Here is a 24,118-nt window from a genome sequence, read left to right as displayed (position 1 = left end):
GGGACGGGGGCACGGGGGGCGTGGGCTCAGGCGGTGACCGTCTCGCCCGGCAGCGACAGGTCCAGGTCGACCGGACGGTCGTCGCCCGTGTGGCTCGCCGAGGAGGCGAGCGGGCCGTGGCCGGTGGCGCGGGCGGCGAGGACGTAGGGGCCCTGGGCGGGGACGGCGAGGGTGTAGGTGCCGTCCTCCGCGGAGAGGGTCGCGCCCGCCTGGCGGCCGCGGCGGTCGATCAGGGTGACCTTGGCGCGGGCGACGGGTGTGCCGGTGGCGTCCAGGACGCGGCCGCGGAAGCCCCGCAGCGCCTCCTCGGCGTGCGCCAGGTTGGCCTCCTCCTCGCTGCTCGCGCGCAGCTGCGGCTGGGTGGCCGGGCGCCGGCGGGGCAGCAGGAGGGCCATCAGCAGGCCGATCGCCACCGCGGCCGTCGCGATCAGGAAGGAGACGCGGAAGCCGTGCATGGTCGGGATCTCGACGCCGTTCACGTTGTTCGCGGTGTTGGCGAGGATCATGCCGACCACGGCGCTGGAGACCGACGTACCGATGGACCGCATCAGGGTGTTGAGGCCGTTGGCCGCGCCCGTCTCCGAGGCCGGGACCGCACCGACGATCAGCGCGGGCAGCGAGGAGTACGCGAGACCGATGCCCGCGCCCAGGACCACCGAGATGACCAGGCTCTGCCAGGCGGCGCTCATCAGGCCGAGGCCGGCGCCGTAGCCGATCGCGATGATCAGCATGCCGAGGATCAGCGTGAACTTGGGGCCGTACTTCGCCGACAGCCGGGCGTAGACGGGCGCCGTGAACATCATCGTCAGGCCGAGCGGCGCGACGAGCAGCCCCGCGACCACCATCGACTGGCCGAGGCCGTAGCCGGTGGACTTGGGCAGCTGGAGCAGCTGCGGCAGGACCAGCGAGACGACGTAGAAGGAGACACCGACCATGATCGAGGCGAGGTTGGTGAAGAGCACCGCCGGCCGGGCCGTGGTGCGCAGGTCCACCAGCGGGGCCTTCACTCGCAGCTCCATCACGCCCCACAGCAGGAGGACGACCGCGGAGGCGGCGAACAGGCCGAGCGTGGTGCCCGAGGTCCAGCCCCAGTCGCTGCCCTTGGTGATCGGCAGCAGGAAGAGGACGAGTCCGACGGACAGGCCGATCGCGCCCAGGACGTCGAAGGTGCCTTCGGCGCGCATCGGGGACTCGGGTACGACGAGGAGGGTGAGGACGATGGAGAGGAGGCCGATGCCTGCGGCGCCGTAGAAGAGGGCGTGCCAGTCGGCGTGCTGCGCGACCAGGGCCGCGGCGGGCAGCGCGAGTCCGCCGCCGACGCCGATCGAGGAACTCATCAGGGCCATCGCCGAGCCGAGCTTCTCGCGGGGCAGCATGTCGCGCATCAGGCCGATGCCCAGCGGTATCGCGCCCATCGCGAAGCCCTGGAGCGTACGGCCGGCGATCATCGGAAGCAGGGTGCTGGTGAACGCGCTGATCAGCGCGCCGACCACCATCACCGAGAGGCTGAAGATCAGCATGCGCCGCTTGCCGAAGAGGTCGCCGAGGCGGCCCATGATCGGCGTGGCCACGGCACCGGAGAGCAGGGTCGAGGTCAGGACCCAGGTGGCGTTGCTGGGCGCGGTGTTCAGCAGCTGCGGCAGATCCTTGATGACCGGCACGAGCAGGGTCTGCATCACCGCGACCACGATGCCCGCGAACGCGAGCACGGGGACGACGGCCCCGCTCGCTCTTCCGGTGGGCTGCTCGGGCATGGCGGTGGTCTCGGTTGTCGCGTGGGTCATGTGCACCATCAACTCGGTATGTCCGGGCAACTATTCCGATGCTTTGGCCAGCTAACGAATTCTTGACCTGCTCTTGGGGCGAGGGCCTACGTCCTCTCGGGGGAGGGTCCTCTCGGGGTAGAGGCCTACGTCGAAATCCCGATGCAAGGAGCATGAGGCGTTGAGAGCATGACACCCATGCTTGGAGCCGCTGACGTCACCTCGCTGTCCCGTCCTCGCCGTGTTCCTCCTACCTGGCTGGTCGTGGCGCTCGCGTGCGCCGGACAGTTCCTCGTCGTACTCGACGTGTCCGTCGTGAACGTGGCGCTGCCGTCGATGCGGGCCGACCTGGGGCTGAGCGAGCAGGGCCTTCAATGGGTGGTGAACGCGTACGCGATCGCCTTCGCCGGATTCATGCTGCTCGGCGGGCGGGCCGGCGACCTCTACGGCCGCAAGCGGATGTTCCTGGTCGGCCTTGGCCTGTTCACGCTGGCCTCACTGGCCGGCGGGCTGGCCCAGGAGGGCTGGCACCTGCTGGCCGCGCGGGCCGCGCAGGGGCTGGGGGCGGCGGTGCTCGCGCCCGCGACCCTGACGATCCTCACGGCCGCCGTCCCGGAGGGCGCCGCCCGCGCCCGGGCCATCGCCACCTGGGCGGCGGTCGGCGCCGGCGGCGGCGCGGCCGGCGGGCTCGTCGGCGGGGTGCTGGTGGACCTGCTGTCGTGGCGATGGGTGCTGCTGATCAACGTGCCGGTCGGCGCGGTCGTCCTCGCCGCCTCCCTGCGGTGGCTGCCCGAGAGCCGGGCGGGCGACGGCCGGCGGCTCGACCTGCCCGGCGCACTGCTGGCCACGGTGGGACTCGCCACGCTGGCGTACGGAATCTCGCAGACCGAGGCCGAGGGGTGGACGGCGACGGCCACCCTGGTGCCGCTGCTCGCCGGAGTCGCGCTGATCTGCCTCTTCCTCGCCGTCGAGGCCCGTACGGCGGCTCCGCTGATGCCGCTGGGACTGCTGAAGGTGCGGGCGGTGTCGTCGGCGAACGCGGCGATGTTCCTCAGCGGCTCCTCGATGTTCTGCATGTGGTTCTTCATGACGCTGTACGCGCAGAACGTGCTGGGCTACTCCCCGCTGGACGCCGGGCTCGCGCTGGTGCCGAGCTCGCTGGCCGTGGTCCTCGGCTCGAAGCTCGCGCCGCGCTTCATGCGGGCCATCGGGGCGCGCGGCGTGGCGGTCTCGGGGACGGCGGTGGCGGCCGTCGGGTTCGGCTGGCAGTCGACGCTGTCGGTGGACGGGTCCTATCTGACCGCGATCATGTTCCCGGGAATCCTGATGATGTTCGGCGCGGGCCTCGCGATGACACCGCTGGCCGCGCTGGCCATCTCCGGCGCGGCGCCCGGAGAGGCCGGACTGGTGTCGGGGATGGTCAACACCTCGCGCACGATGGGCGGCTCGCTCGGCCTCGCGGTCATGTCGACGATCGCGGCGGCACGCTCGGCGGGCAGTGCCACACCGGAGGCCCTGACGGAGGGGTACGCGCTGGTGTTCCGCACGGGTGCGGGGGTGCTGCTCGGCGCGGTGGTGCTGATGCTGGTGTGGCTGCCGCGAAGGCCGCGGAGAATTTCCGAGAAGTGAGGCAACGATCCGGGCGGTCCATGGACTCCTTTGAATATCTAGGAGGTGCCCATGGGGGATCGCAAGCAGGCTCGGGACGAGGAGTTCCAGAGCTTCGTCATCGGCCGCTGGCCGCGGCTGATGCGGACGGCATTTCTCCTCACGGGGGAGCAGCACGCCGCGGAGGACCTGGTCCAGTCGACGCTCGAACAGGTCTACGTGGCCTGGCGCAGGGTCGGCGCGGCCGACGAGCCGGAGGCGTATGTCCGGCGCGTGATGATCAACGCACATGCCCGAAAACACCGCAGAAGGCTCAGGGAGTTCCTGGCGCCGAAGGACGACGCGGGTCTGGTGCGCGAGGTCGCCGACACCGGTGACCGCATCTCCCAGGCCGACGACCGGGGCGTCCTGCTGAAGGCGCTCGCCCAACTGCCCCCACGGCAGCGGGAAGCGGTGGTGCTGCGGTACTGGGAGGACCTGACCGAGACACAGACGGCAGAGGCGATGGGCTGCTCGGTCGGCGCGGTGAAGAGCAACGCGGCCAAGGGGATCGCGAAGCTGCGCGCCATACCGGGCCTCGCGGAGACGGTGACGAGCGGAGGGCCGAAGTGATGAGCGCGGACCGGGAGAAGCACGACATGACGCACGGCGACATCGCCCTCCTGCTGGCCGACGCCACGGACGAGGTCGAGATCGGCATAGCCCCCTACCAGGCGGTGATCCGGGGCGGCCGGCGGCGCAGGGCACGGCGCTGGGCGGTGGCGGCGGCCACGGCGCTGGTGCTGGCCGGGTCTTCGGCCACGCTCGCGGTGGCGGGGCTGCCGGGTGGGGACGGGGGGCGGGCGGCGACGCTGGCGACGCCGCCGGCGCCGAGCGCGGAGCCGGATGTGCTCACGGCGCAGCGGACGTTGCTCGCGACGGGAACCGACCAGGGCAAGGAGTGGCGGGTCTACATCGACGTGTGGGCGGCGCCCGGCGACGAAGCGGAGGCGGCGGGCCAACTGGAGGCGATGGGCGAATACGGGGAGCGGCCCGTGGAGGCGGACCAGGCCTCCGAACTGGTCGGCCAGAGCTCGTACTTCGTGCGCCGGGACGCCGGTGACGGTGAGCCGGCGGGCATGATGGAGGGCGCCTTCACCAAGACGGACACCATGGCGGGGACGGACATCCAAGCCGGCGCGGTTCCGCTGGAGCCCGGCTCCGAGGGCCTCAACCGCCTGGTCGTCGGCCAGGTCGCCAAGACCGCCCAGCGCGTCACGTGCACCTGGAAGAACGGCACGAGCACCGATGTCCACGTGGTGCCTCACGGATACGACGTCAACAACGACGAACTGGTGATCCGCCCGGCGGACGGTTCGCCGGTGAACTGGTTCGTGTGCCTCGCGCCGAAGGGCACGGAGTACAAGTCGGTGGAGGTGACGAAGGTGAAGTAGGGCCTGTCGTTTGGATCAGGTCGCAGGAAATCGACAGCGCTGTTCAGTGCCGGTGAGGGGGGTGGGGGAGTCGGCGAGTGACGACAACGCGGCAGATGCGCGTGCCAGACCCCGCGTCTGCGGCGTGATCCAAACGACAGGCCCTAGGCGAAGCGGGGCTCACAGCCAGCCCTGCCGGCGGGCCTCCCGCATCGCCTCCATGCGGTTGCGGGTGCCCGTCTTGCCGATGGCGGAGGAGAGGTAGTTGCGGACCGTGGACTCCGAGAGACGGAGCTTGGCGGCGATGTCGGCCACGGTCGCGCCGTCCGCCGAAGCCTTGAGGGCGTCGCACTCGCGGGCCGTGAGCGGGTTGGGGCCGGCGCTGAGCGCCGCCGCGGCGAGCACCGGGTCGATCACCGTCTCGCCGGCCAGCACCCGGCGGATGGAGACGGCCAGCTCCTCCACGGGCCCGTCCTTGACGAGGAACCCGGCCGCTCCCGCCTCCATGGCCCGGCGCAGATAGCCGGGCCGCCCGAAGGTGGTCAGGATCAGCACCCGGCAGTCGGGCGCCTGCGCGCGCAGTTCGGCGGCGGCGTCCAGGCCGCTCCTGCCGGGCAGTTCGATGTCGAGGAGCGCGACGTCCGGGTGGTGGGCCAGGGCGGCGCCCACGATCTCGTCCCCCGCCGCCACCTGGGCCACGACCTCGATATCCGCCTCCATCCCGAGCAGCAGCGCGAGCGCGCCGCGCATCATCCCCTGGTCCTCGGCGAGCAGGACTCTGATGGGCTCGGGGAGTTGGTGGTCGTCCTGGGGGGTCGCGGTCACGGGGCAAGGGTAGGGCGCGGTGGGGCGAGTGGCCCGCGGTCGGCGGACACGTGGCCCTCCAGGCGGACTTCACCGGGCAGGCAGGTACGCCTCATCGAGCCGGCCTACCTGTCGACTCCGCCGACTCCACCGGCAGCTCCGCCACCACCTCGAAGCCGCCTCGCGCTGCTGGCCCAGCCGTCAAAGAGCCGCCCGCGGCAGCCAGACGTTCCGTGAGCCCCTTGAGCCCGGTACCGCCGATGCCTTCCCGGAGTCCGGCCTTCATGCCGCCGATGCCGTCGACATCGCAGCCGTCCACGCCGTCTTCCGCGGGAGCCGAGATCGACGCCTTTGCTTCTGCCGGGGCTGGGGCTGGGGCCGGGGTTGGGGCTGGTGCCGGTGCGAACGCCGACGCCGTGGTCCTTGCCGACGCCAACATCGGAGAGTCTGGCCGTGTCCCGGTTGCCGCTGGTGCGCCGGCCTCCGCCGAGGTCCCAGCCCTTGCCGACGCCAACATCGGCGCGTCCGGCCCTTGCCCGGCCTTCGCCGACGCTCCAGTCTCCGCGAACGTCTGCGTTTCCGGCTTTGCCCCGGTCTCCGTCGAGGCTCCAGCCTTCGCGAACGTCTGCGTTTCCGGCTTTGCGCCGGTCTCCGTCGACGCTCCAGTCTTCGCGAACATCGACGCCTCTGATCCTGCCCCGGCCGAAGCCGCAGCCCCGGCCGAAGCCGCAGCCCCCGCAAACGCCCCAGCTCCAGCCTCAGCCGATGCCGCCGGCGCTTCCGGCCCTGCCTCGACCCCGGCCGACACCCCCGCCCCCGCCGACACCGAGGCGTCTGCCCTCGCCGACACCGAGGCCCCCGCCCCGTCATCCGTCACCGTCAGCCGTACCCGTTCCCCCGCGCCAGTCCCAGCGACAGCGATCTCGCAGTGGCTCGCCCCGCTGTGCCGGACGACGTTGGTGATTGCCTCGCGTACCACCCAGCCCAGCAGGACCTCCGTCGGTGGAGGCAGTGGTGGGCCCGACTGGCTCACGGCCAGTTCGACGCCCGTCGCGGACAGCGCCGAGCGGGCCCGGTCGAGTTCGGTGGTGAGGCTGCCCTCGCGGTAGCCCGTCACGGCCTCGCGGATCTCGGTCAGCGCCTGACGGCCGACGGACTCGATGTCGGTGATCTGGGCCAGCGCCGCCGTCAGGTCGCGGTCGGCCAGCCGGCGGGCGGCCTCCGCCTTCACCACGATCACCGACATCGTGTGTCCGAGCAGGTCGTGCAGGTCGCGCGAGAACCGCAGCCGCTCCTTCTCGACCGCGCGGCGCGCCAGTTCCTCGCGGGCCGCCCGCAGCTCTCGTACGGCCTCGGACAGGGACAGGATCGCCGCCGTCACCATCGTCGAGATCCAGGTGGCGTACGCGATGTCGAGGCCGCCCCAGCCGTCGCGGAGAACGGATGCCACACCGGCGAGCAGCGCCACGGTCGTACCGGCCCAGCGCAGGTGCGGCATCCGTACGACCGCGCCCGTCGCGAGGCCGAACAGAGGGAAGAGCAGCAGCCAGTTGCCGCCGTACCCCATGGCCAGACCGCAGGTCACCAAGCCCATCAGCACCAGCGCCACCCGGGTGGAGATCGCCTCCCGCGTCTCCCGTACGAAGGCGCGGAACACCACGTAGATGTACAGGGAGTTGAAGGCGAGCAGCCCCAGGCCGCCGATCCACGGGTTCGGGGTGTCGTCCTGGAAGAGGTTGGAGAAGGCCCCCATGCCCATGAGCAGCCAGGGCAGCAGGCTGAAACCGCTGGGAGGCGGCCCCGGGTGCTCGACGTGCTTCCCCGCCTTCCGCGCAGCCTTGTACTCGGCCTTGAGCCGGTCCTTGTTCGCCCCGTAGTACTCCCGCTGCTCCTGCGCGTGCTGGTACGCCAGCTGCCACGCGTCCAGCCGACACGAGATCCTGCGAAACCTGGACCTGGACCTGAACCTGGACCTGGATCTGTTCCTGTTCCCGTTCCTTTTCCCGTTCCTTCGAACCGACATGGCTACGACGCTACGCATCCGCCCTCCCACGCGGCAGAGGCGCTTGTACGGACTCCGGCAGGACAAATGTCATCGGGTACCGGACGGAACCACCGGAACCTACGAACCTGACACTCCGTCAGGAGCCTTCACAACTCAGGACCGCTGGGCTATACAGAGGGCGCCGGACTGGAACGCGTTCTAGACCGGCCCGTGACGACCTCGGTGCGGCCGACGGTGCGGACGGCCGTACCGGGGTCTTCGAGTCCGCAGTCCCGCAGTCCCGCAGTCCGCAGTCCGCAAGGAGCCCCATGCCCATCGACGCAGCCAAGGCACTCGCCGCCGAACCCCGCTCCGGCGAGATCTCCTGGACCGCCAAGGACGTTCAGCTCTACCACCTCGGCATCGGCGCCGGCGCACACCCGGACAAACCCAGCCCCGCCACCGACCCGGACGAGCTGCGCTACACCCTGGAGTCCCGGCTGCACGTCCTGCCGAGCTTCGCCACCGTCGCGGGCGCCGGCTCGCCCGGCGTGATCAGCGGGCTGTCCATGCCCGGCGTCGAGGTCGACCTCGCCCGCGTCCTGCACGGCGGGCAGAGCCTGGAGATCCACCGCCCCCTCCCGGCCGAGGGCACCGCGACCGCGACCTCCCGCATCGCCGGCGTGTACGACAAGGGCAAGGCGGCCGTCCTCGTCATGCGCACCGAGGTCGCCGACGCCGACGGCCCGCTGTGGACCAACGACGCCCAGATCTTCGTACGCGGAGAAGGCGGCTGGGGCGGCGACCGCGGCCCCTCCGCCCGCCTCGAACCGCCCACCGGCGAACCCGACAGGGTCGTCGAGCGGCCCGTCCGAGAGGACCAGGCCCTGCTCTACCGCCTCTCCGGCGACTACAACCCGCTGCACGCCGACCCGGAGTTCGCCAAGCTCGCCGGTTTCGACCGGCCCATCCTGCACGGGCTGTGCACCTACGGCATCACGCTCAAGGCGGTCGTCGACACGCTGCTCGGCGGCGACGTGAGCCGGGTGCGCGCATACACCACACGCTTCGCCGGGGTCGTGTACCCGGGGGAGACCCTGCGCGTCCGCATGTGGCGGCAGGAGCAGGACACATCCGTGCGGGTGGCCGTGAGCGTGATCGAGCGGGGCGACGCGGCCGTCCTCGCCGACACCGTCGTCCAACACTCCTGAGGCACCCACCGTTGAACGCCTGAGCCCACCCACAGTTGAGGGGAGCCGCACCATGCGCGCAGCCGTACTGCACGAGATCGGCCAGGAAAAGCTGGAGATCCTCGATGACGTCGAGGCGGTGGGCTTCGGCCCCGGCAGGGTGAGGATCCGGGTGCGGGCCACCGGGCTGTGCCACTCGGACCTGTCCGCGATGGGCGGCGTACTGCCACAGCCGGCGCCGTTCGTGCCCGGGCACGAGGGGGCGGGCGAGATAGTCGAAGTCGGGGAGGGCGTAAGCCACTTGGCGCCCGGGGACCGGGTGGTCGTGTGCTGGCTGCCCGCCTGCGGCAGCTGTCCCGCCTGCAAGCGCGGGCAGACCGAGCTGTGCCTGGCCGGATTCATGAACGCGGGCACCCCCAACTTCAAGCGCCCCGGCTCAGATGTCTTCGGCATGGCCGGCACCGGCACCTTCACCGAGGAGGTCGTCGTCGACGCCGGATGCGCGGTGCCGCTCCCGGACGACGTGCCCTTCGACATCGCCGCCCTCATCGGCTGCGGCGTGACCACGGGCCTCGGCGCCGCGCTCAACACCGCGGACGTGGAGGCGGGTTCGTCCGTCGCCGTCATCGGCTGCGGCGGCGTCGGCATCTCCGCGATCCAGGGCGCGCGGCTCAAGGGCGCGGCCGAGATCGTCGCCGTCGATCCGGTCGTCTCGCGCCGCGAGTCGGCGCTCAAGTTCGGGGCGACGAAGGCGGTGTCGCCGGACGAGCTGGCCGACACCAAACAACAGGTCACCGGCGGCGAAGGGTTCGACTACGTCTTCGAGGTCGTCGGCAAGGCCGCCACCGCCCGGACGGCGTACGAGAACACCCGGCGCGGCGGCACCCTGGTCGTCGTCGGCGCGGGCGCCGTGGACGACTTTCTCCGGCTCAGCATGTTCGAGCTGTTCTTCGACGAGAAGCGGATCCTGCCCTCGATGTACGGCGGCGGAGACGTCCTGCGCTCCTACGAGCGGACCATCGCCCTGTGGCGGGCCGGCCGCGTCGACCTGGACGGCCTGATCACGCACCGGGTGCCGCTGGCCGAGATCAACGAGGCGCTCGACCAGATGCGCACGGGGACCTCGCTCCGTACGTGCATCGAGATCTGAGGGCGCCGTATGTCATCCCGTACGTCATCCCGTACGTCATCCCCTATGTCGGCACTGCCACTTGAGGGGCTCTCCGCGATCGTCACCGGCGCCGGACGCGGGCTCGGCCGGGCCGAGGCGCTCGAACTCGCCCGGCTCGGCGCAGCCGTCGTCGTCAACGACTTCGGGCAGCCCGGCCGGGACGGCTCGGGCGAGGCCTCCGACGCGCCCGCCGAACAGGTCGCCGCCGAGATCCGCGCGGCGGGCGGCAGGGCACTCGCCCACACCGGGGACGTCGCCGACTTCCAACAGGCCGGTGCACTGGTCGAGTTGGCGATCACCGAGTTCGGCAAGCTGGACGTCCTGGTCAACAACGCGGGCATCCTGCGCGACCGCATGGTCTTCTCCATGACGGAGGACGAGTGGGACGCGGTGATCCGGGTCCACCTCAAAGGCCACTTCAACACCACCCACTTCGCGGCCGCGCATTGGCGCGAGCGGTCCAAAGCGGCCGGGGGTGCGGTGTACGGGCGGATCGTGAACACCTCGTCGGAGGCGTTCCTGGCCGGATCGGCCGGGCAGCCCAACTATGCGGCGGCGAAAGGCGGAATCGTCGGGCTGACCACCTCCACGGCCCTCGCGCTCGCCAAGTACGGCGTGACAGCCAACGTCATCTGCCCGCGCGCCCGCACCCGGATGACCGAGGACGTCTTCGCCGGCTTCGGGCGGCCCGACGATTCCGTCCGCGGACTGGACCCGCTCGCCCCCGAGCATGTCGCCCCGCTCGTCGGCTACTTGGCCTCACCCGCAGCCGAGCGGATCAACGGCCAGCTGCTCGTCGTCCACGGAGGCATGGTGGCGATCGTCGAACGGCCGCGAGTACAGGCCAAGTTCGACAGCAAGCAGGACACCTTCACCTACGACGAGTTGGACGCGCTGCTCAGCCCGCACTACGCACAACGGCCGGAGGGGGAGACGTTCGCGGCGGCGGAGGTGCTGGGACTCAAGCGGGAGTAGGCGGGAGTAGGCGGGAGTATGCGCGAGTAGGCAGAAAACTGCCCCGCCCCCGAAGCAGGGGCGGGGCCGTTGTCGTTCAGGCCGCCGACTCGGTCTGTTCAACCGGCTTGCGATGACGGCCGCGAGGGGCCGTCTCGCCGTCGTGGTCCGAGCCCGGACCCCGGTGTCGGCCGGGGCCGACGTCTTCCTGGGTCTCGGCGGGCAGCGGCTGCATGGTGATTGCGTCGCTCATCGGAAGGTTTCACCCCGTCAACATGATCTTTCAAACAGCCGGGCGATTTTAACCGGCCGCCCTCGGGGTGAATCCAGGCGGCCACGCCAACCGGCACTACTTCGTTACAAGACGCGCCAATGGCGCTTGCTGCAACGGCACAGGGCGCGGTGCGACGGGCGCCGGAGGCTCCGGTTCCTTCACCGAATCCGACACCGAATCTGACACCGAGTCCGACACCGAATCCGATGTCGACTCCGCATCAGAAGCCGTACCCGCCGAGGGCGCCCCCACCCGTGCCACACCGCACGGCACCTCGGCCGTGACATACGGCAGGTGAAGCATCCCCTCCTCGGTCCACAGCCCGGCGCCCGCCAACCACCCCTGGGGCGCCGGGAGATGGTGCACCTGCCGCTCGGCCGGCCGCCATACCGCGACCCAGCTGTCGAGCGGACCGTCGACGCGCAGCGCCACCGCGCAGTTCTCCGGCGTCAGAACCTGGCCCGGCTGGATCGCGAACGGGGTGAGCGTGCAGTCGGCCACCCGCAGGCACTCCGGGAAACGCACCGGCAGCGTGCTGCCCAGCACCCCCCACCCCAGCCGCCCCTGCCCCGGCGAGGGCGCGTCGGACCGGATCAGCAGCAACCCGCTGTCCGGGTCGGCGAGCAGCAACCGGTCGTCGCTGTCCGCCGTGATCTGGAGGAACGGCGAGACCTCGCCGCCGCGTTCCAGGTCCACCACGACCGCCTTGGTGCGGCCGTCGGCCTCCCGGTCAAGGGCCAGCATCCGTCCCGTACGGTCCAGCCACACGCCGCCCGAGCAGCGCCCCGGGATCTCCGCGAGGTGCTCGGGCCCGAAGGCGCCGCCCGTCACCAGCCACACGGCGCTGGAGCGCCGGCCCACGGCGAGGGCGTACGCCCTGTCGCCGCCCGGCGCGGGCGGCAGCAGCCGCAGCCGGGTGCCCGCGTCCGGGCACTGGACCGCGCCGAGCGGCAGCTCACCGGTGTCGGGCCCGGTCGGGTACAGCAGCGAGAAGTTGTGCCGCCCGCCCGCCAGCCGGCGGATGAGGACCCTGCCGTCGCCCATCGGCTGCACCTCGGTGCCGGGCTCCTCCGGCTGGTTGCCGGGCAGCGGCACCGCGTAGGGCTCGGGGCCGTCCAGCGTCCAGCGCTCCGGGAACCAGGAGTCGCCGGCCGGCGCGAGACGGGCGGCGTAGGAGCCGTCGACCGTGATCGCGCACCCCGCCGGCGGGCTCCCCCCGTCCTCGTCCGCCGCGGCGGGTTCGATCGCACAGGCCGTCATCGTTCGGTCACCTCCGGCGACGAAGCTAGTTTTCGTACGCACAGACGTGGGACCGCCGGGCGGCCACTTCACACAAAGGGATGGCCCAGGAACGATTCGCCTGAGGGAACCGGGGCGAATGTGCTGGCCGGGACGGAGGGCGGCGACACCGGTTCAGCGGGACACAGCAGCCAGGTAGCCTTTTGTACGTGCCCCGTCTGTCTGAAGTCATCACCGCGCTGGAGAACCTGTGGCCCGCCGCGCGGGCCGAGTCCTGGGACGCGGTCGGCACCGTCGTGGGCGACCCCGAGCAGGAGGTCACCCGGGTCCTGTTCGCCGTCGACCCGGTCCAGGAGATCGTCGACGAGGCGGTGAAGCTGGGCGCCGATCTGCTGGTCACCCACCACCCTCTCTACCTTCGCGGTACGACGACGGTCGCGGCCTCCACCTTCAAGGGCCGCGTGGTGCACACCCTGATCAAGCACGACGTCGCGCTGCACGTGGCCCACACCAACGCGGACACCGCCGACCCGGGCGTCAGCGACGCGCTGGCCGGGGCGCTGGACCTGCGGGTCGTAGGACCGCTGGTGCCGGACGCGACGGATCCGTCCGGCCGCCGGGGACTGGGCCGGGTCTGCGAACTGGACCACCCGGTGAGCGTCCGCGAACTCGCCGCCCGCGCCGCCGAACGGCTGCCCGCGACCGCGCAGGGCATCCGGGTGGCGGGCGACCCCGAGGCGGTCGTGCGCACGGTCGCCGTCAGCGGCGGCTCGGGCGACAGCCTCTTCGACGACGTCCGCGCGGCCGGTGTCGACGCCTTCCTCACCGCGGACCTGCGCCACCACCCGGCGTCGGAGTTCCTGGCGGACCGCGCCCACAGCAGCCCCCGCGACGACGCCCACAGCCCCCTCGCGCTGCTCGACGCGGCGCACTGGGCCACCGAATGGCCCTGGTGCGAGCTGGCCGCCGCCCAGCTCGACGAGATCTCCGACCGGGAGGGATGGGACCTGAGGGTCCACGTCTCCACGACGGTCACCGACCCCTGGACCGCCCACGCGGCGTCCACGCCGATCACCTCTAGCTCAATGGGAGCCCCCAACTGAACGCCGCGCCCGCCGACCAGATCCGACTTCTCGACGTCCAGGACATCGACGTCCGCCTCCAGCAGCTGGCCCACAAGCGGAGGTCCCTGCCCGAGCACGCCGAGATCGACTCCCTGACCAAGGATCTGACTCAGCTGCGTGACCTCCTCGTGGCCGCGCAGACCGAGGAGAGCGACACCGCCCGCGAGCAGACCAAGGCCGAGCAGGACGTGGACCAGGTGCGCCAGCGTGCCGCCCGCGACCAGCAGCGCCTGGACTCCGGGGCCGTCACCTCCCCGAAGGACCTGGAGAACCTCCAGCGCGAGATCGCCTCGCTCGCCAAGCGGCAGGGCGACCTGGAGGACATCGTCCTGGAGATCATGGAGCGCCGCGAGTCCGCGCAGGAGCGGGGCGCCGAACTGACCGAGCGGGTCAGCTCCGTGCAGTCGAAGATCGACGACGCGACCGCCCGCCGGGACGCGGCCTTCGAGGAGATCGACGCCGAGGTCGCCTCGGCGACGAAGGAGCGCGAGGTCATCTCCGGCGTGATCCCGGCGGACCTCCTGAAGCTCTACGACAAGCTGCGCGCGCAGCAGGGCGGCGTCGGTGCGGCCAAGCTGTACCAGCGCACCTGCCAGGGCTGCCGCCAGGAGCTGTCGATCACCGACTACAACGAGGTCCGCGCGGCCGCGCCCGACACGGTCGTCCGTTGCGAGAACTGCCGCCGCATCCTGGTGCGCACCTCCGAGTCCGGTCTGTAAGGGGCGCACGGCGTGCGGGAGTTCATCGTCGAGGCCGACGGCGGGTCACGGGGCAACCCGGGGCCCGCGGGCTACGGATCAGTGGTGCTCGACGCGGCGACGGGACAGACCCTGGCCGAGGCAGCGGAGTACCTCGGCATCGCCACGAACAACGTGGCCGAGTACCGGGGCCTGCTGGCCGGCCTGCGCGCCGCGCACGAACTGGACCCTTCGGCGCGCATCCACGTCCGCATGGACTCCAAGCTCGTGGTCGAGCAGATGACGGGCCGCTGGAAGATCAAGCACCCCGACATGAAGCCCCTGGCGGCGGAGGCGGCACGGGTGTTCCCGGCTCCCCAGGTGACCTACGAGTGGATCCCGAGGGAGCGGAACAAGCACGCCGACCGCCTGGCCAACGAGGCGATGGACGCGGGGAAGCGGGGCGAGCGGTGGTCGGCGTCGGCGTCCACGGCGGAGCTGGACGCGTCCGCCGCGAGCTCGGTGGCGGAGCCCCTCGCGAAGAAGTCCGAAGCCGACGTACATGCCGCCCGCACCGTAGCCACCCCCGCCCCCGGCTGGGCTCCCGCCGACATGGGGGCGCCCGCGACCTTCGTACTCCTCCGGCACGGGGAGACGCCGCTGACGCCTCAGAAACGGTTCTCCGGGAGCGGCGGCACCGACCCCTCCCTCTCCGACGCCGGGCGGGAGCAGGCCGAGCGGGCAGCGGCTGCCCTGGCCCGGCGCGGGACGATTCAGGCCATCGTGTCGTCGCCCCTCGCCCGGACCCGCGAGACCGCCGGGACCGTCGCCGCCCGGCTCGGTCTCGACGTGAGCATCGACGAGGGGCTGCGCGAGACCGACTTCGGCGCCTGGGAAGGCCTCACCTTCGGCGAGGTACGGGAGCGGTACCCGGACGATATGAGTACGTGGCTGGCCGACCCGGATGCCCAGCCCACCGGCGGCGGCGAGAGCTTCGTGGCCACGGCCGCCCGCATCGCCGCCACCCGCGACAAGCTGGTCGCCGCGTACGCGGGGCACACGGTGCTGCTCGTCACCCACGTCACCCCGATCAAGACGTTCGTACGGCTCGCCCTCGGCGCCCCGCCCGAGTCGCTGTTCCGCATGGAGCTGTCGGCGGCATCGCTGTCGGTGGTGGCGTACTACGCGGACGGCAACGCGAGCGTCCGGCTGCTGAACGACACCTCGCACCTGCGCTGACCGACCTCACTCGGCAAGCGCGGCCGCCTCCCGCGCCAGCGTCTCGACGCGGCCCCAGTCCCCGGCGGCGACGGCATCCGCGGGCACGATCCAGGTCCCGCCCACGCAGCCGACGTTGGGGAGCGCCAGGTACTCGGGCGCGTCGGCGAGGCCGATGCCTCCGGTCGGGCAGAACCGCGCCTGCGGCAGCGGCCCGGCCAGCGACTTCAGATACGCCGTGCCGCCCGCCGCCCGCGCCGGGAAGAACTTCATCTCCCGCACCCCGCGCTCGAGGAGCGCCACGACTTCCGAGACGGTGGACACCCCCGGCAGGAACGGCACCCCCGACTCCCGCATCGCGGCCAGCAGTACGTCCGTCCAGCCGGGGCTGACCAGAAAGCGCGCCCCGGCCGCCACCGACTGAGCCACCTGAGCCGGTGTGATCACCGTGCCCGCGCCGACCACGGCCTCGGGCACCTCGGCGGCGATCGCGCGGATCACGTCCAGCGCGGCCGGCGTCCGCAGCGTCACCTCGATCGCGGGCAGCCCGCCGGCGACCAGCGCGCGGGCGAGCGGTACGGCGTCGGCGGCGTCCTCGACGACCACCACGGGAAGGACGGGGGCGAGGTCCAGTACGGAGACGGGCATGGCCATATCGTGCCCCGCGGCAGCAGTATGCGCAAAGAGCGTTGCACATACTGCAATGTACTCAGAGGGGTCGGGTCAGTGGACCTCGTTCACCAGCACATCCAGCGTCCAGGCCGTCCCCGCCCCCGCCTTCGCCCCTTCCGGAGGCTCCACCTCCACCACGTACCCAAGGTCCCGCAGCGCCTCCACCAGCTCCGCCGGGCCCTTGGGAGCTGCCCCGGCCGACAGCAGACTGCGGACGATCTTCCCCTTCGTCGCCTTGTTGAAGTGGCTGACCACCTTCCGGGTCGGCGCGTGCAGCACCCGCACGCTCGCCGTCCGCCCGGCGATCTCGCCCTTCGGCTTCCACGCGGCCGCGTACGCCGAGGACCGCAGGTCCAGCACCAGCCCCGCCCCCGCCGCCTCGGGAAGCGCGGACGCCATCGGCGTACGCCAGTGGGTGCCCAGCGCCCCGAGACCGGGCAGCCTCACGCCCATCGAGCAGCGGTAGGAGGGGATCTTGTCGGTCACCCGGACCGCGCCCCACAGGCCCGAGAAGACAAGCAGCGAGCGGGCGGCACGCCTCTTCGCGGCCGGGTCGAGGGAGGCCAGGTCGAGGGCGTCGTACAGCACACCCGTGTAGGTCTCCCCGGCGGGCCGCGCGCCGGCCGTCCGCAGGTTCGCGTTCTTCGCGACCTCGCCCCGCAGTCCCTCGCTCAGCCCGAGCACCTCGCGCGCCTTGTCCTCGTCGCCGGCGCACAACTCGACCAGCTCGCCGAGGACTCTCTCGCGGGCCTCGGTGAGTCCCGGCAACGACAGCGACTCCAGCTTCAGCGGGGCGCCGCGGCCGGAGGAGGCCTTGCCTTCGGAAGGCGGCAGCAGGACAAGCACGGAGGATCTCCTTCTGTTGAGCTCTGCGCCAGCGTACGGCGTGCCACCAGGGCGCCCGCGACCTACGCTCGCTGTATGCCCCGCCGCCACATCCGCGTGATCGGCGCCCCCGAAGCCCCCCTCCGGGCCGCCCTCACCGCGCTGCGCACCGAACTCGGCGTGCCCGAGAACTTTCCGCCGGCCGTGCTCGCCGAGGCCATGGGGGAGGGGGTGGCGGCGAAGGCACCCGTACGGCCAGTCGAGGACGCCACCGGCATCCCCTTCTTCACCATCGATCCGCTCGCCTCCATGGACCTGGACCAGGCGATGCACCTGTCCCGGCAGGGCACCGGCTACCGCGTCCGGTACGCCATCGCCGACGTCGCCGCGTTCGTCGTACCCGGCAAGGCCCTGGACGCGGAGGCGCACCGGCGGGTGACCACCCTCTACTTCCCCGACGAGCGGATCCCGCTGCACCCCGCGCCGCTCGGCGAGGGCGCCGCCAGTCTGCTCCCGGACCAGATCCGCCCGGCGGTCCTGTGGACGATCGACCTCGACGCGGACGGCCGTACGCTCGCCGTCGACGTCCGCCGGGCCCTCGTCCGCAGCCGGGCCAAGCTCGACTACGCGGGCGTTCAGAAGCGGATCGACTCCGGCACCGCCGAGGAGCCGCTCGCGCTGCTGAAGGAGATCGGCGAGCTCCGGGAGGCGCTGGAGGTCGGGCGCGGCGGGATCTCACTCAGCGTGCCCGAGCAGGAGATCGTCGACCGGGACCACACGTACGAGCTGACCTACCGCGCCCCGCTTCCCGCCGACGGCTGGAACGCGCAGATCTCCCTGCTCACCGGCATGGCGGCGGCGGACCTGATGATCGCGTACGGCACGGGAGTGCTGCGCACCCTCCCCGCCGCCCCCGACGGCGCCGTGGGCCGGCTGCGCCGTACCGCGCACGCCCTGCACATCGACTGGCCGCACCACGTCTCGTACGACAGGCTCATCCGCTCCCTCGACCCCCACCGCCCGCACCACGCGGCCTTCCTCCAGGAGTGCACGACGCTCCTGCGCGGCGCCGGCTACACGGTCTTCCGGGGCGGAGTCCTGCCGGACATCACCACACACGCCGCCGTCGCCGCCCCGTACGCCCACTGCACGGCCCCGCTGCGCCGCCTCGTCGACCGCTACACCTCGGAACTCTGCCTCGCGGCCGCCGCCGAACAGGCCCCGCCGGACTGGGTGCTCGCCGCGCTCGACGCGCTGCCCGGGGAGATGGCCGCGGGCAACCGGCGTGCGGGCGCCGTGGAGCGCGGCTGCGTCGACATCGTCGAGGCCGCGCTGCTCGAGCACCGGGTGGGCGAGCTGTTCGACGGGTGCGTGGTGGACGTGGAGGAGCGGCGGCCCACCGTGGGGACCGTGCAGGTGGAGTCCCCGGCGGTCATCGGGCGGATCGAGGGCGAGCACCTGCCGCTGGGGGAGCGGCTGCGGGTGCGGCTCACGCGGGCCGATCCGGAAGCGGCGACCGTGCGCTTCGCGCCTGCCTGATCGCGCGGACGAGGTCGTCCGCACCCTCGGCGTTCTCGACATGGAGGCGGACGAGGTGGATGTCCCGGCGGCGGCCGAGGAAGGTCAAGTGCGGTACGGGTTCGGTGAGTTCGAGGGTGACGGAGGTCTGCGCGCCCACGGCGAGGTCGAGTTCGCCGGCGGCCCGCTGGTGGGTGGCCCGCAACTCACGGCGTACGTCCGAGATCTTCTCCAGGGGGATGCGCAGATCCACGTGCACGCCCCGGCGGATCCGCAGCGAGCCGGCGTCGAGCACATGCGGCCGGACCACGTTCGCCGCGTGCATCCCGACGACCAACACGATGGTGTACACGTCCAGGGCGAGCCACACCCGGTGCACGGCCGGGTAGTCGCGCAGCAGCACGGACATAGTCAGCGTCTCGACCACACACACGAACGCGAACCCGAACATCATCGCGCCCTGCCCGCGGGCGTACCCGAAAGCCCGCCCGCCGTCGGCGGTGCCGTGGGTCCTTCTCGCCGCCCACAGGACAAGACTCATGAGCATCCTCAGCTCGTGCCGGACGAGCACGCGCGCGGTCCTCATCGGTTCCTGCCCTCGGTCAGGAGCCGCAGCGTGCGGCGGATCGCCTCGGCCTGCGCGGGCGCGAAGTCCGCGTAGAAGGCCCGGAGAAAGCTGTCGTCGTGATCGATGTCGGCCTCCGGAAGCAGCTCGGCGGGCAGGCAGTCGACGAGGGCGCGGGCGGCCTCGTCCACGCGGGGGTCGGACGGGTCGGCGTCGGCGAGTGCGTCGAGCAGCGCGTAGGCGGCACGGGCCCGCTCCACCCCTTCGGGGGTGGTGAAAGTGCTGCCCAGCAGTCCGATCAGCTGCTCCCGGGCCTCCGGGGTCGCCGAGGTGTCGATCAGCGCGAGGATCTCGCGGTCCTTGGCCGCCATCGGCGAGTCGGAGACGTGCCCCACCTCGCTGAACAGCGCCGCGAGCTCCGGCGAGACCGGCCCCTCGGCCGGCAGCGCGCCCTGCTGGAGGAGACCGCGCAGCCGGGCTCGCTGCTCCCGGATCGCCGCCTCCTGCCGGGCGAGATCCTCGTCGAGCTCGGTGAGGACCTCGACGAGATCCTTGCCGGCGTCCTCGGCGAGCACGTCCCGCACCTCCGCGAGGCCGAGGCCCAGCTCGGTCAGCCGACGGATCCGGGCGAGGACGACGGCGTGCCGCAGCGTGTAGTCGCGGTAGCCGTTCGAGAGGCGTTCGGGCTCCGGCAGCAGGCCCAGGTGGTGGTAGTGCCGCACGGTCCGCGTGGTGACGCCGACGGCCGTGGCGAGTTCTCCGATCCTCATGGGGCCAGTACAGACGCTGACGCTGCGGCAGGGTCAAGCGGCCAGTGCCGATGGGCCCTTGGTGACCATGGCCGAACTTTGACGGTGAGGTCGTTGTGGCAGTTCCGTGAAGGGCCCTTTATCAGCCAGCCACAATGTGGCTGGTTGTCGATATGTATCCCTGTCTGCATGCCGATAAATTGTCAGATTAGTGCACCTGTGACCGAATTGGACGGAACTTGTTTGGGCCCGATCGGTTTCTCTCCGTAGCGTGCCTGAATGAGAGCAAGTCCCATTCCTTATCGCACGTTTGAGGCGAGATGCAAGTGGTCGTCTTTCGGTCAAGCTTGTAAGGTGATCTTGGCCGAGATGGATCGATAAGTGGACACTATTCCGGGTGGTCACGCGGGGGCGAGGAACCACTGCCCGATGAATGACCCCCGGATCCGAACGGACCTGGGGGCAGTTGTAGGAGGGGTTGTGGAACGCTACTTCGGCAGCGCGTGGCACGAGGACCTGCGTCGCAGGGTGCGTGAGTTCGCAGAGCGAGAGGTGCGTCCGCGGATAGCGGAGATGGAGACTTCCCGCACCGTGGCCCATGAGCTGTCCAGGCTCATCGCCCGGCAGGGCTGGATCGGCGTGACCATCTCCAAGGAGTACGGCGGGATGGGGGCCGGGCACCTGGCCAAGACGATCATCATTGAGGAACTTGCCCGCGTCAGCGGGGCCATGGGGGCCATGGTGCAGGCCTCCCAGCTCGGTGTCGCCAAGATCATTCACTTCGGCAGCAGGCAGCAGCAGGCGTCCTGGCTGCCGCGTATCGCCGCGGGCGACTGTCTGCCGACGATCGCGGTCACCGAACCGGAGTCGGGCGGACACGTCCTGGGGATGGGCAGCACCGCCGTCCGCGACGGCGACGAGTACGTCCTCAACGGCCGCAAGGTCTTCGTCGGCAACAGTCACGTCGGAGACCTGCACGGCGTGGTCGTGCGTACGGGTGAGGGATCGAAGGGACTGTCCGCCTTCCTCGTCGAGGCCGACCGCCCCGGCTTCTCGCTCGGCGAACTGCGGCCCGCCATGGGCCTGCACGGCTTCAGTTTCGGTGAGCTGATCTTCGACAACTGCCGGGTACCGGCGGCGAATCTGCTCGGCGCCGAGGGCCAGGGCCTGGCCGTCGCCTACTCCTCGAGCATTCTCTACGGCCGGCCCAACCTGACCGCGGTCTCCCTGGGTATCCACCAGGCCGTCTTCGAGGAGACGACCGCCCTGTGCATCGAGCGTGAGCGGTACGGCGCACCGCTGGGCGAACTCGCCAGCGTCAAGCTGAAGCTGGGCAGGATGAAGTCACGGCTGATGACGGCCCGGTTGTCCGCCTACCATGCCGTCCACCTGCTCGACCAGGGACTGCCGTGCGACGCGGAGCTGATGAACGCCAAACTGCTCAACGTCGAGACGTCCGTCGACTCGGCCCGCGACGGGATGGAGATCCACGCCGCGAGCGGCCTGTTCACCGACCGCCCGATGGAGCGTTATCTGCGCGACGCCCATCACATCTACGCACCCGCCGGCACCTCCGACATCCAGCTGCTGCGGCTCGGGGAGGTCGCGCTCGGCACGGCCAAGGGCCAGTGGTCCGAGCGCCTGGCCGATCTCGTACGGACCGCGGAGCCGCCGCGTCGGGAAGAGCAGCTGGAGCCGGCAGGCCACGTGGGCTGAGCCACGGGGGAGCCACGGACACAGTGTCGTGCCCACGGCTCCCGTATCCGCCGTATTCGCCGTATCCGCTCAGTGGTCCCGCGCGGGAACGGAGGCCGGTGCCGGCCCGGCCGCCTCAGGCCGCCCGTACGCCGCTCAGAGCTCGCCCCGTTCCTCCATGGTGTGGATCCGGTCGACCAGTTGCTGCGCCATCGACTTGATGGTCGCCAGGCCCTCCCGTCCCCAGGGGTGAGTGTCCGTGTCCACCACGCAGATCGTCCCCAGCGCCATGCCCGTCTTCCAGTCGATCAGCGGGGCGCCCATGTACGAGCGGATACCGATCTCGTCCACGACCGGATTCCCGGCGAACCGCGGATAGTCGCAGACGTCCTCCAGCACCAGCGCCTTCTTGCGCACGACGACGTGCGGGCAGTAACCCTGATCACGCGTCATCGTCCGGCCGACCTGTTGCTGCTGCGGTACCGCCTCCAGTTGCACCCCCGGCCGACCGGCGGCGTAGAGGCCGGCGAAGTACTGGCGGTTCTCGTCGATGAAGTTGACCATCGAGAAGGGTGCGCCGGTGATCTGTGCCAGGTTGCGGGCGAACTCGTCGAATGCCGGGACGGGGGCGTCCCCGATGCCGAGTTCGCGCAGCCGGGCCACCCGGGCGGGTGCGTCGCGGTCCTCGGGGGTCAGCAGCAGATGGCCGGTCGGGTCGTACGAGGGCTGGCTGTGGGGAACCGGGGCTGACATGCAGGCTCCAATCAGTTGCGGTGAGCGGACCTCAGCGCAACGAGTCAAGCTCCGCGGGCGATGCGCCGGGAGTCGAGGTGAGCAGGTGCTGTACTAGGGCGATCAACACGCGGGTTCCGGAGTTGCACTGCCGCGCGTCGCACATCACGACGGGTACGTCGGGTCTGAGACCGAGGGCCGCGCGAACCTCTTCGGAGCTGTAGCCATAGGCACCGTCGAACTCGTTGACGGCCACGATGAAGCGGATGCCGCGCCGTTCGAAGAAGTCGACGGCGGCGAAGCAGTGCTCCAGTCGGCGGGTGTCCGCGAGAACCACGGCGCCCAGCGCCCCGTTGGACAGCTCGTCCCACATGAACCAGAACCGCTCCTGCCCGGGCGTGCCGAACAGGTACAGGACGTGGTTCCGGTCCAGGGAGATGCGGCCGAAGTCCATCGCCACGGTGGTGGTCGACTTGTCCTCGACGCCGACCAGGCTGTCCGTGCGGGCGCTGACCTGGGTCAGCAGCTCCTCGGTGCTGAGCGGTTCGATCTCACTGACCGCTCCGACGAAGGTGGTCTTGCCGACCCCGAAGCCTCCGGCGACGAGGATCTTCAGGGCGGTGGGGAAGGGGTCAGAGCCGCTTGCTGAGACCATGCAGCACCGCCTCCAGGAGGTTTCGGTCGGTCGGGGAGGTTGCCTCGAGGGCATTGGGCGCCCGCGCGGTGAGTGCCTGGTACGTCACGAGGTCGGACAGCAGGACTTTGGTGATGACGGCCGGCAACCGCAGGTGAGCGGCCAGCTCGGCAACCGTGATGGGTCCGTCGCACAGAGCGAGGACTCGGTCGTAGTCGGGGCCGAGGTAGGTCTGGGGCCGGGTGCCCGTGGCCATCACGAGAGTGAGGAGGTCGAAATGCGCCGAGGGTCGGGTGCGCCCGTTACTGATGGTGTACGGACGCACCAGCCGCCCGGCATCTTCGTCGAGCCACGCCTCGTCCTCGGTGTCCGACATCCTCAGCGTCCCGGATCCATCGCCGCGCCGGCTGTCTGCTGTCGGGCCGGCGTGGCGAGGTACGGCCGGACACTCTTGACCAGCATGGCCATCTCGTAGCCGAGCACGGCCGCGTCGGCCTGCCGGTCGGCCAGGACAGCGAGACAGGCGCCGGAGCCCGCCGCGCACACGAACATCAGGGCGGTGTCCAGCTCCACCACCACCTGCCGCACGTCCGCTCCCTCGGCGAACTGCACGCCGGCGCTGCGGGCGAGCGAGTGGAGACCGGACGCGAGGGCGGCCAGGTGGTCCGCGTCGGTCGTGGTCTCGAATCCGTCATAGGCCTTCGCGAGTCCGTCGGAGGACAGCAGCAGGGCGCTGCGGGTGTAGGGGACCCTCTGGACGAGTCCGGCCAGAAGCCAGTCGAGATTCTTCGGCTGGCCGGCATGCATGTCGCTCACGGTGGCGTCTTCTCCTTGCTGCAAATACGGGGCCTGCGGTCAGCGAGAGCTGTTGGTCGGGGGCTCGTCGGACTCGTGGTCGGCGAGGCTGAATCCGCGCCGGAACGTGGCCATCAGCCCGGGATCGTGCTCCACCTCTTCATCCGCGGACCTACGAGGGGCAGGACTGTTCCGAAGCTCTGGCACCAGGTGCTCCTGCGCGTTGCGCTGCGGCAGCGGTGGCCGCTCGTCCCGCGGAGCCCCGCCGTACGCGGACTCGCCGTCCCGCGGTGCCGCGGCTCCCGCGCCCCGGGCGTGCTGCTGCTGTGGGGGCATCGGCGCGGCGGCGGTATTGACCGGCGGCAACGGCTGCCGCGACGACGGCGGCGGGGGCGTCGGCCGGGCGGGGGACGCCTGCATGGCCGACTGTTGCGCCGAGGCGACCTGGGCCGACTGGGGAATGCCGGTGGCTGTCTGGGCCGACTGGGGCATGCCGGCTGGCGCCTGGGCCGAGT

At 71.3% G+C, this 24,118-nt stretch carries 23 protein-coding genes and 3 pseudogenes; 11 read left to right on the top strand and 15 right to left on the bottom strand.

The annotated features are described in order from the left end of the window. Positions 1-26: 26 nt before the first annotated feature. Positions 27-1,784, bottom strand: coding sequence for an MFS transporter (locus AB0I77_RS13605; RefSeq protein WP_363282675.1), 1,758 nt, complete (start codon positions 1,782-1,784; stop codon positions 27-29). A gap of 168 nt (positions 1,785-1,952) precedes the next feature. On the opposite strand from AB0I77_RS13605, the gene AB0I77_RS13600 reads away from it, so the two are divergent. The 3 genes from AB0I77_RS13600 to AB0I77_RS13590 are packed head-to-tail and all read left to right on the top strand — an operon-like array spanning position 1,953 to position 4,804. After that, positions 1,953-3,392, top strand: coding sequence for an MFS transporter (locus AB0I77_RS13600; RefSeq protein ID WP_363282673.1), 1,440 nt, complete (start codon positions 1,953-1,955; stop codon positions 3,390-3,392). Between the two features lie 51 nt (positions 3,393-3,443). Then, positions 3,444-3,983, top strand: a complete 540-nt coding sequence (locus AB0I77_RS13595) for a SigE family RNA polymerase sigma factor (RefSeq protein ID WP_363282672.1) — start codon at positions 3,444-3,446, stop codon at positions 3,981-3,983. Next, positions 3,983-4,804, top strand: coding sequence for a hypothetical protein (locus tag AB0I77_RS13590; RefSeq protein ID WP_363282670.1), 822 nt, complete (start codon positions 3,983-3,985; stop codon positions 4,802-4,804). Before AB0I77_RS13595 ends, AB0I77_RS13590 begins: the two co-directional genes overlap by 1 nt. A 159-nt stretch (positions 4,805-4,963) precedes the next feature. Here AB0I77_RS13590 and AB0I77_RS13585 read toward each other — a convergent pair whose 3' ends face one another. From AB0I77_RS13585 to AB0I77_RS13575, 3 genes and pseudogenes are all read right to left on the bottom strand, one after another. Next, positions 4,964-5,608 (bottom strand): response regulator transcription factor, encoded by a 645-nt coding sequence (locus AB0I77_RS13585; protein WP_363282668.1) that lies wholly within the window; start codon positions 5,606-5,608, stop codon positions 4,964-4,966. A 91-nt stretch (positions 5,609-5,699) separates the two neighbouring features. Next, positions 5,700-5,852: pseudogene (locus tag AB0I77_RS13580) on the bottom strand (sensor histidine kinase); the annotation flags it as partial. 591 nt (positions 5,853-6,443) lie between these two features. Further along, positions 6,444-7,628, bottom strand: a pseudogene (locus AB0I77_RS13575) (histidine kinase); the annotation flags it as partial. Positions 7,629-7,900: 272 nt separating this feature from the next. Here AB0I77_RS13575 and AB0I77_RS13570 point away from each other — a divergent pair. From AB0I77_RS13570 to AB0I77_RS13560, 3 genes are read left to right on the top strand one after another with little or no spacing between them, the layout of a single operon-like run. Continuing rightward, positions 7,901-8,782 (top strand): MaoC/PaaZ C-terminal domain-containing protein, encoded by an 882-nt coding sequence (locus AB0I77_RS13570; RefSeq protein ID WP_363282667.1) that lies wholly within the window; start codon positions 7,901-7,903, stop codon positions 8,780-8,782. Positions 8,783-8,834: 52 nt separating this feature from the next. Beyond that, entirely contained in the window at positions 8,835-9,911 is a 1,077-nt protein-coding gene (locus AB0I77_RS13565; RefSeq protein WP_363282666.1) for a Zn-dependent alcohol dehydrogenase, read from the top strand. A gap of 45 nt (positions 9,912-9,956) precedes the next feature. Beyond that, a complete protein-coding gene (locus tag AB0I77_RS13560) occupies positions 9,957-10,907 on the top strand; it encodes a 3-oxoacyl-ACP reductase (protein ID WP_363282664.1) in 951 nt (316 codons plus the stop codon). A gap of 76 nt (positions 10,908-10,983) precedes the next feature. Here AB0I77_RS13560 and AB0I77_RS13555 read toward each other — a convergent pair whose 3' ends face one another. Next, positions 10,984-11,139 (bottom strand): hypothetical protein, encoded by a 156-nt coding sequence (locus AB0I77_RS13555; RefSeq protein ID WP_363282663.1) that lies wholly within the window; start codon positions 11,137-11,139, stop codon positions 10,984-10,986. Between the two features lie 96 nt (positions 11,140-11,235). Further along, positions 11,236-12,420 carry a hypothetical protein gene (locus tag AB0I77_RS13550; protein ID WP_363282662.1) on the bottom strand — a complete coding sequence of 395 codons (1,185 nt, stop codon included), beginning with the start codon at positions 12,418-12,420 and terminating at the stop codon, positions 11,236-11,238. Between the two features lie 188 nt (positions 12,421-12,608). On the opposite strand from AB0I77_RS13550, the gene AB0I77_RS13545 reads away from it, so the two are divergent. The 3 genes from AB0I77_RS13545 to AB0I77_RS13535 are packed head-to-tail and all read left to right on the top strand — an operon-like array spanning position 12,609 to position 15,439. Next, entirely contained in the window at positions 12,609-13,502 is an 894-nt protein-coding gene (locus AB0I77_RS13545) for a Nif3-like dinuclear metal center hexameric protein (RefSeq protein WP_363282661.1), read from the top strand. Beyond that, positions 13,499-14,242, top strand: a complete 744-nt coding sequence (locus tag AB0I77_RS13540; protein WP_363282733.1) for a C4-type zinc ribbon domain-containing protein — start codon at positions 13,499-13,501, stop codon at positions 14,240-14,242. The genes AB0I77_RS13545 and AB0I77_RS13540 overlap by 4 nt, the downstream gene beginning before the upstream one ends. A gap of 12 nt (positions 14,243-14,254) precedes the next feature. Beyond that, the gene (locus AB0I77_RS13535) at positions 14,255-15,439 is read left to right on the top strand and encodes a bifunctional RNase H/acid phosphatase (protein ID WP_363282660.1); all 1,185 of its coding nucleotides are present in this window, start codon (positions 14,255-14,257) and stop codon (positions 15,437-15,439) included. Between the two features lie 6 nt (positions 15,440-15,445). On the opposite strand, the gene eda is transcribed toward AB0I77_RS13535, so the two are convergent. Together eda and yaaA are read right to left on the bottom strand one after the other, a co-directional pair. Beyond that, a complete protein-coding gene (eda, locus tag AB0I77_RS13530; protein WP_363282659.1) occupies positions 15,446-16,066 on the bottom strand; it encodes a bifunctional 4-hydroxy-2-oxoglutarate aldolase/2-dehydro-3-deoxy-phosphogluconate aldolase in 621 nt (206 codons plus the stop codon). Between the two features lie 75 nt (positions 16,067-16,141). Then, entirely contained in the window at positions 16,142-16,936 is a 795-nt protein-coding gene (gene yaaA / locus AB0I77_RS13525) for a peroxide stress protein YaaA (RefSeq protein WP_363282658.1), read from the bottom strand. 75 nt (positions 16,937-17,011) lie between these two features. On the opposite strand from yaaA, the gene AB0I77_RS13520 reads away from it, so the two are divergent. Next, a complete protein-coding gene (locus AB0I77_RS13520) occupies positions 17,012-18,454 on the top strand; it encodes an RNB domain-containing ribonuclease (RefSeq protein ID WP_363282657.1) in 1,443 nt (480 codons plus the stop codon). Here AB0I77_RS13520 and AB0I77_RS13515 read toward each other — a convergent pair. Both AB0I77_RS13515 and AB0I77_RS13510 read right to left on the bottom strand, forming a co-directional pair. Further along, positions 18,405-19,019: a hypothetical protein gene (locus AB0I77_RS13515; protein WP_363282656.1), complete on the bottom strand. Its 615-nt coding sequence runs from the start codon at positions 19,017-19,019 to the stop codon at positions 18,405-18,407. The two genes, AB0I77_RS13520 and AB0I77_RS13515, sit on opposite strands and share 50 nt — an antisense overlap. Then, on the bottom strand, positions 19,016-19,768 hold the full coding sequence (locus AB0I77_RS13510) for a MerR family transcriptional regulator (RefSeq protein ID WP_363282655.1): 753 nt from the start codon (positions 19,766-19,768) through the stop codon (positions 19,016-19,018). The genes AB0I77_RS13515 and AB0I77_RS13510 overlap by 4 nt, the downstream gene beginning before the upstream one ends. Before the next feature lie 459 nt (positions 19,769-20,227). Here AB0I77_RS13510 and AB0I77_RS13505 point away from each other — a divergent pair, with 459 nt between their 5' ends. Next, complete coding sequence (locus AB0I77_RS13505) at positions 20,228-21,463, top strand: acyl-CoA dehydrogenase family protein (protein WP_363282654.1); 1,236 nt, start codon at positions 20,228-20,230, stop codon at positions 21,461-21,463. Positions 21,464-21,598: 135 nt separating this feature from the next. Here AB0I77_RS13505 and AB0I77_RS13500 read toward each other — a convergent pair whose 3' ends face one another. The 5 genes and pseudogenes from AB0I77_RS13500 to AB0I77_RS13480 all read right to left on the bottom strand — a co-directional run. After that, entirely contained in the window at positions 21,599-22,195 is a 597-nt protein-coding gene (locus AB0I77_RS13500) for a GAF domain-containing protein (protein ID WP_363282653.1), read from the bottom strand. Positions 22,196-22,226: 31 nt separating this feature from the next. Further along, positions 22,227-22,829, bottom strand: a complete 603-nt coding sequence (locus AB0I77_RS13495) for an ATP/GTP-binding protein (protein ID WP_363282652.1) — start codon at positions 22,827-22,829, stop codon at positions 22,227-22,229. Continuing rightward, complete coding sequence (locus AB0I77_RS13490) at positions 22,807-23,184, bottom strand: DUF742 domain-containing protein (RefSeq protein WP_363282651.1); 378 nt, start codon at positions 23,182-23,184, stop codon at positions 22,807-22,809. Before AB0I77_RS13490 ends, AB0I77_RS13495 begins: the two co-directional genes overlap by 23 nt. Positions 23,185-23,186: 2 nt before the next feature. Next, positions 23,187-23,615: a roadblock/LC7 domain-containing protein gene (locus AB0I77_RS13485; protein WP_363282732.1), complete on the bottom strand. Its 429-nt coding sequence runs from the start codon at positions 23,613-23,615 to the stop codon at positions 23,187-23,189. A gap of 48 nt (positions 23,616-23,663) precedes the next feature. Then, positions 23,664-24,118: pseudogene (locus AB0I77_RS13480) on the bottom strand (ATP-binding protein); the annotation flags it as partial.

Source organism: Streptomyces sp. NPDC050619, assembly GCF_040654815.1.
Classification (GTDB): domain Bacteria; phylum Actinomycetota; class Actinomycetes; order Streptomycetales; family Streptomycetaceae; genus Streptomyces.
Note: the sequence above shows the minus strand (reverse complement) of the source record. Positions and strands in the feature narration are given on the sequence as shown.

Bases quoted from the DNA above. Each gene is read 5' to 3' on its own strand.
- AB0I77_RS13550 (WP_363282662.1), bottom strand. From the start codon at position 12,420: ATGACGGCCTGTGCGATCGAACCCGCCGCGGCGGACGAGGACGGGGGG.
- AB0I77_RS13570 (WP_363282667.1), top strand. From the start codon at position 7,901: ATGCCCATCGACGCAGCCAAGGCACTCGCCGCCGAACCCCGCTCCGGC.
- AB0I77_RS13590 (WP_363282670.1), top strand. From the start codon at position 3,983: ATGAGCGCGGACCGGGAGAAGCACGACATGACGCACGGCGACATCGCC.
- AB0I77_RS13500 (WP_363282653.1), bottom strand. From the start codon at position 22,195: ATGTCAGCCCCGGTTCCCCACAGCCAGCCCTCGTACGACCCGACCGGC.
- AB0I77_RS13495 (WP_363282652.1), bottom strand. From the start codon at position 22,829: ATGGTCTCAGCAAGCGGCTCTGACCCCTTCCCCACCGCCCTGAAGATC.
- AB0I77_RS13490 (WP_363282651.1), bottom strand. From the start codon at position 23,184: ATGTCGGACACCGAGGACGAGGCGTGGCTCGACGAAGATGCCGGGCGG.
- AB0I77_RS13510 (WP_363282655.1), bottom strand. From the start codon at position 19,768: ATGAGGATCGGAGAACTCGCCACGGCCGTCGGCGTCACCACGCGGACC.
- AB0I77_RS13560 (WP_363282664.1), top strand. From the start codon at position 9,957: ATGTCGGCACTGCCACTTGAGGGGCTCTCCGCGATCGTCACCGGCGCC.
- AB0I77_RS13515 (WP_363282656.1), bottom strand. From the start codon at position 19,019: ATGAGGACCGCGCGCGTGCTCGTCCGGCACGAGCTGAGGATGCTCATG.
- AB0I77_RS13595 (WP_363282672.1), top strand. From the start codon at position 3,444: ATGGGGGATCGCAAGCAGGCTCGGGACGAGGAGTTCCAGAGCTTCGTC.
- AB0I77_RS13520 (WP_363282657.1), top strand. From the start codon at position 17,012: ATGCCCCGCCGCCACATCCGCGTGATCGGCGCCCCCGAAGCCCCCCTC.
- AB0I77_RS13605 (WP_363282675.1), bottom strand. From the start codon at position 1,784: ATGACCCACGCGACAACCGAGACCACCGCCATGCCCGAGCAGCCCACC.
- AB0I77_RS13600 (WP_363282673.1), top strand. From the start codon at position 1,953: ATGACACCCATGCTTGGAGCCGCTGACGTCACCTCGCTGTCCCGTCCT.
- AB0I77_RS13485 (WP_363282732.1), bottom strand. From the start codon at position 23,615: ATGCATGCCGGCCAGCCGAAGAATCTCGACTGGCTTCTGGCCGGACTC.
- AB0I77_RS13555 (WP_363282663.1), bottom strand. From the start codon at position 11,139: ATGAGCGACGCAATCACCATGCAGCCGCTGCCCGCCGAGACCCAGGAA.
- eda (WP_363282659.1), bottom strand. From the start codon at position 16,066: ATGCCCGTCTCCGTACTGGACCTCGCCCCCGTCCTTCCCGTGGTGGTC.
- AB0I77_RS13565 (WP_363282666.1), top strand. From the start codon at position 8,835: ATGCGCGCAGCCGTACTGCACGAGATCGGCCAGGAAAAGCTGGAGATC.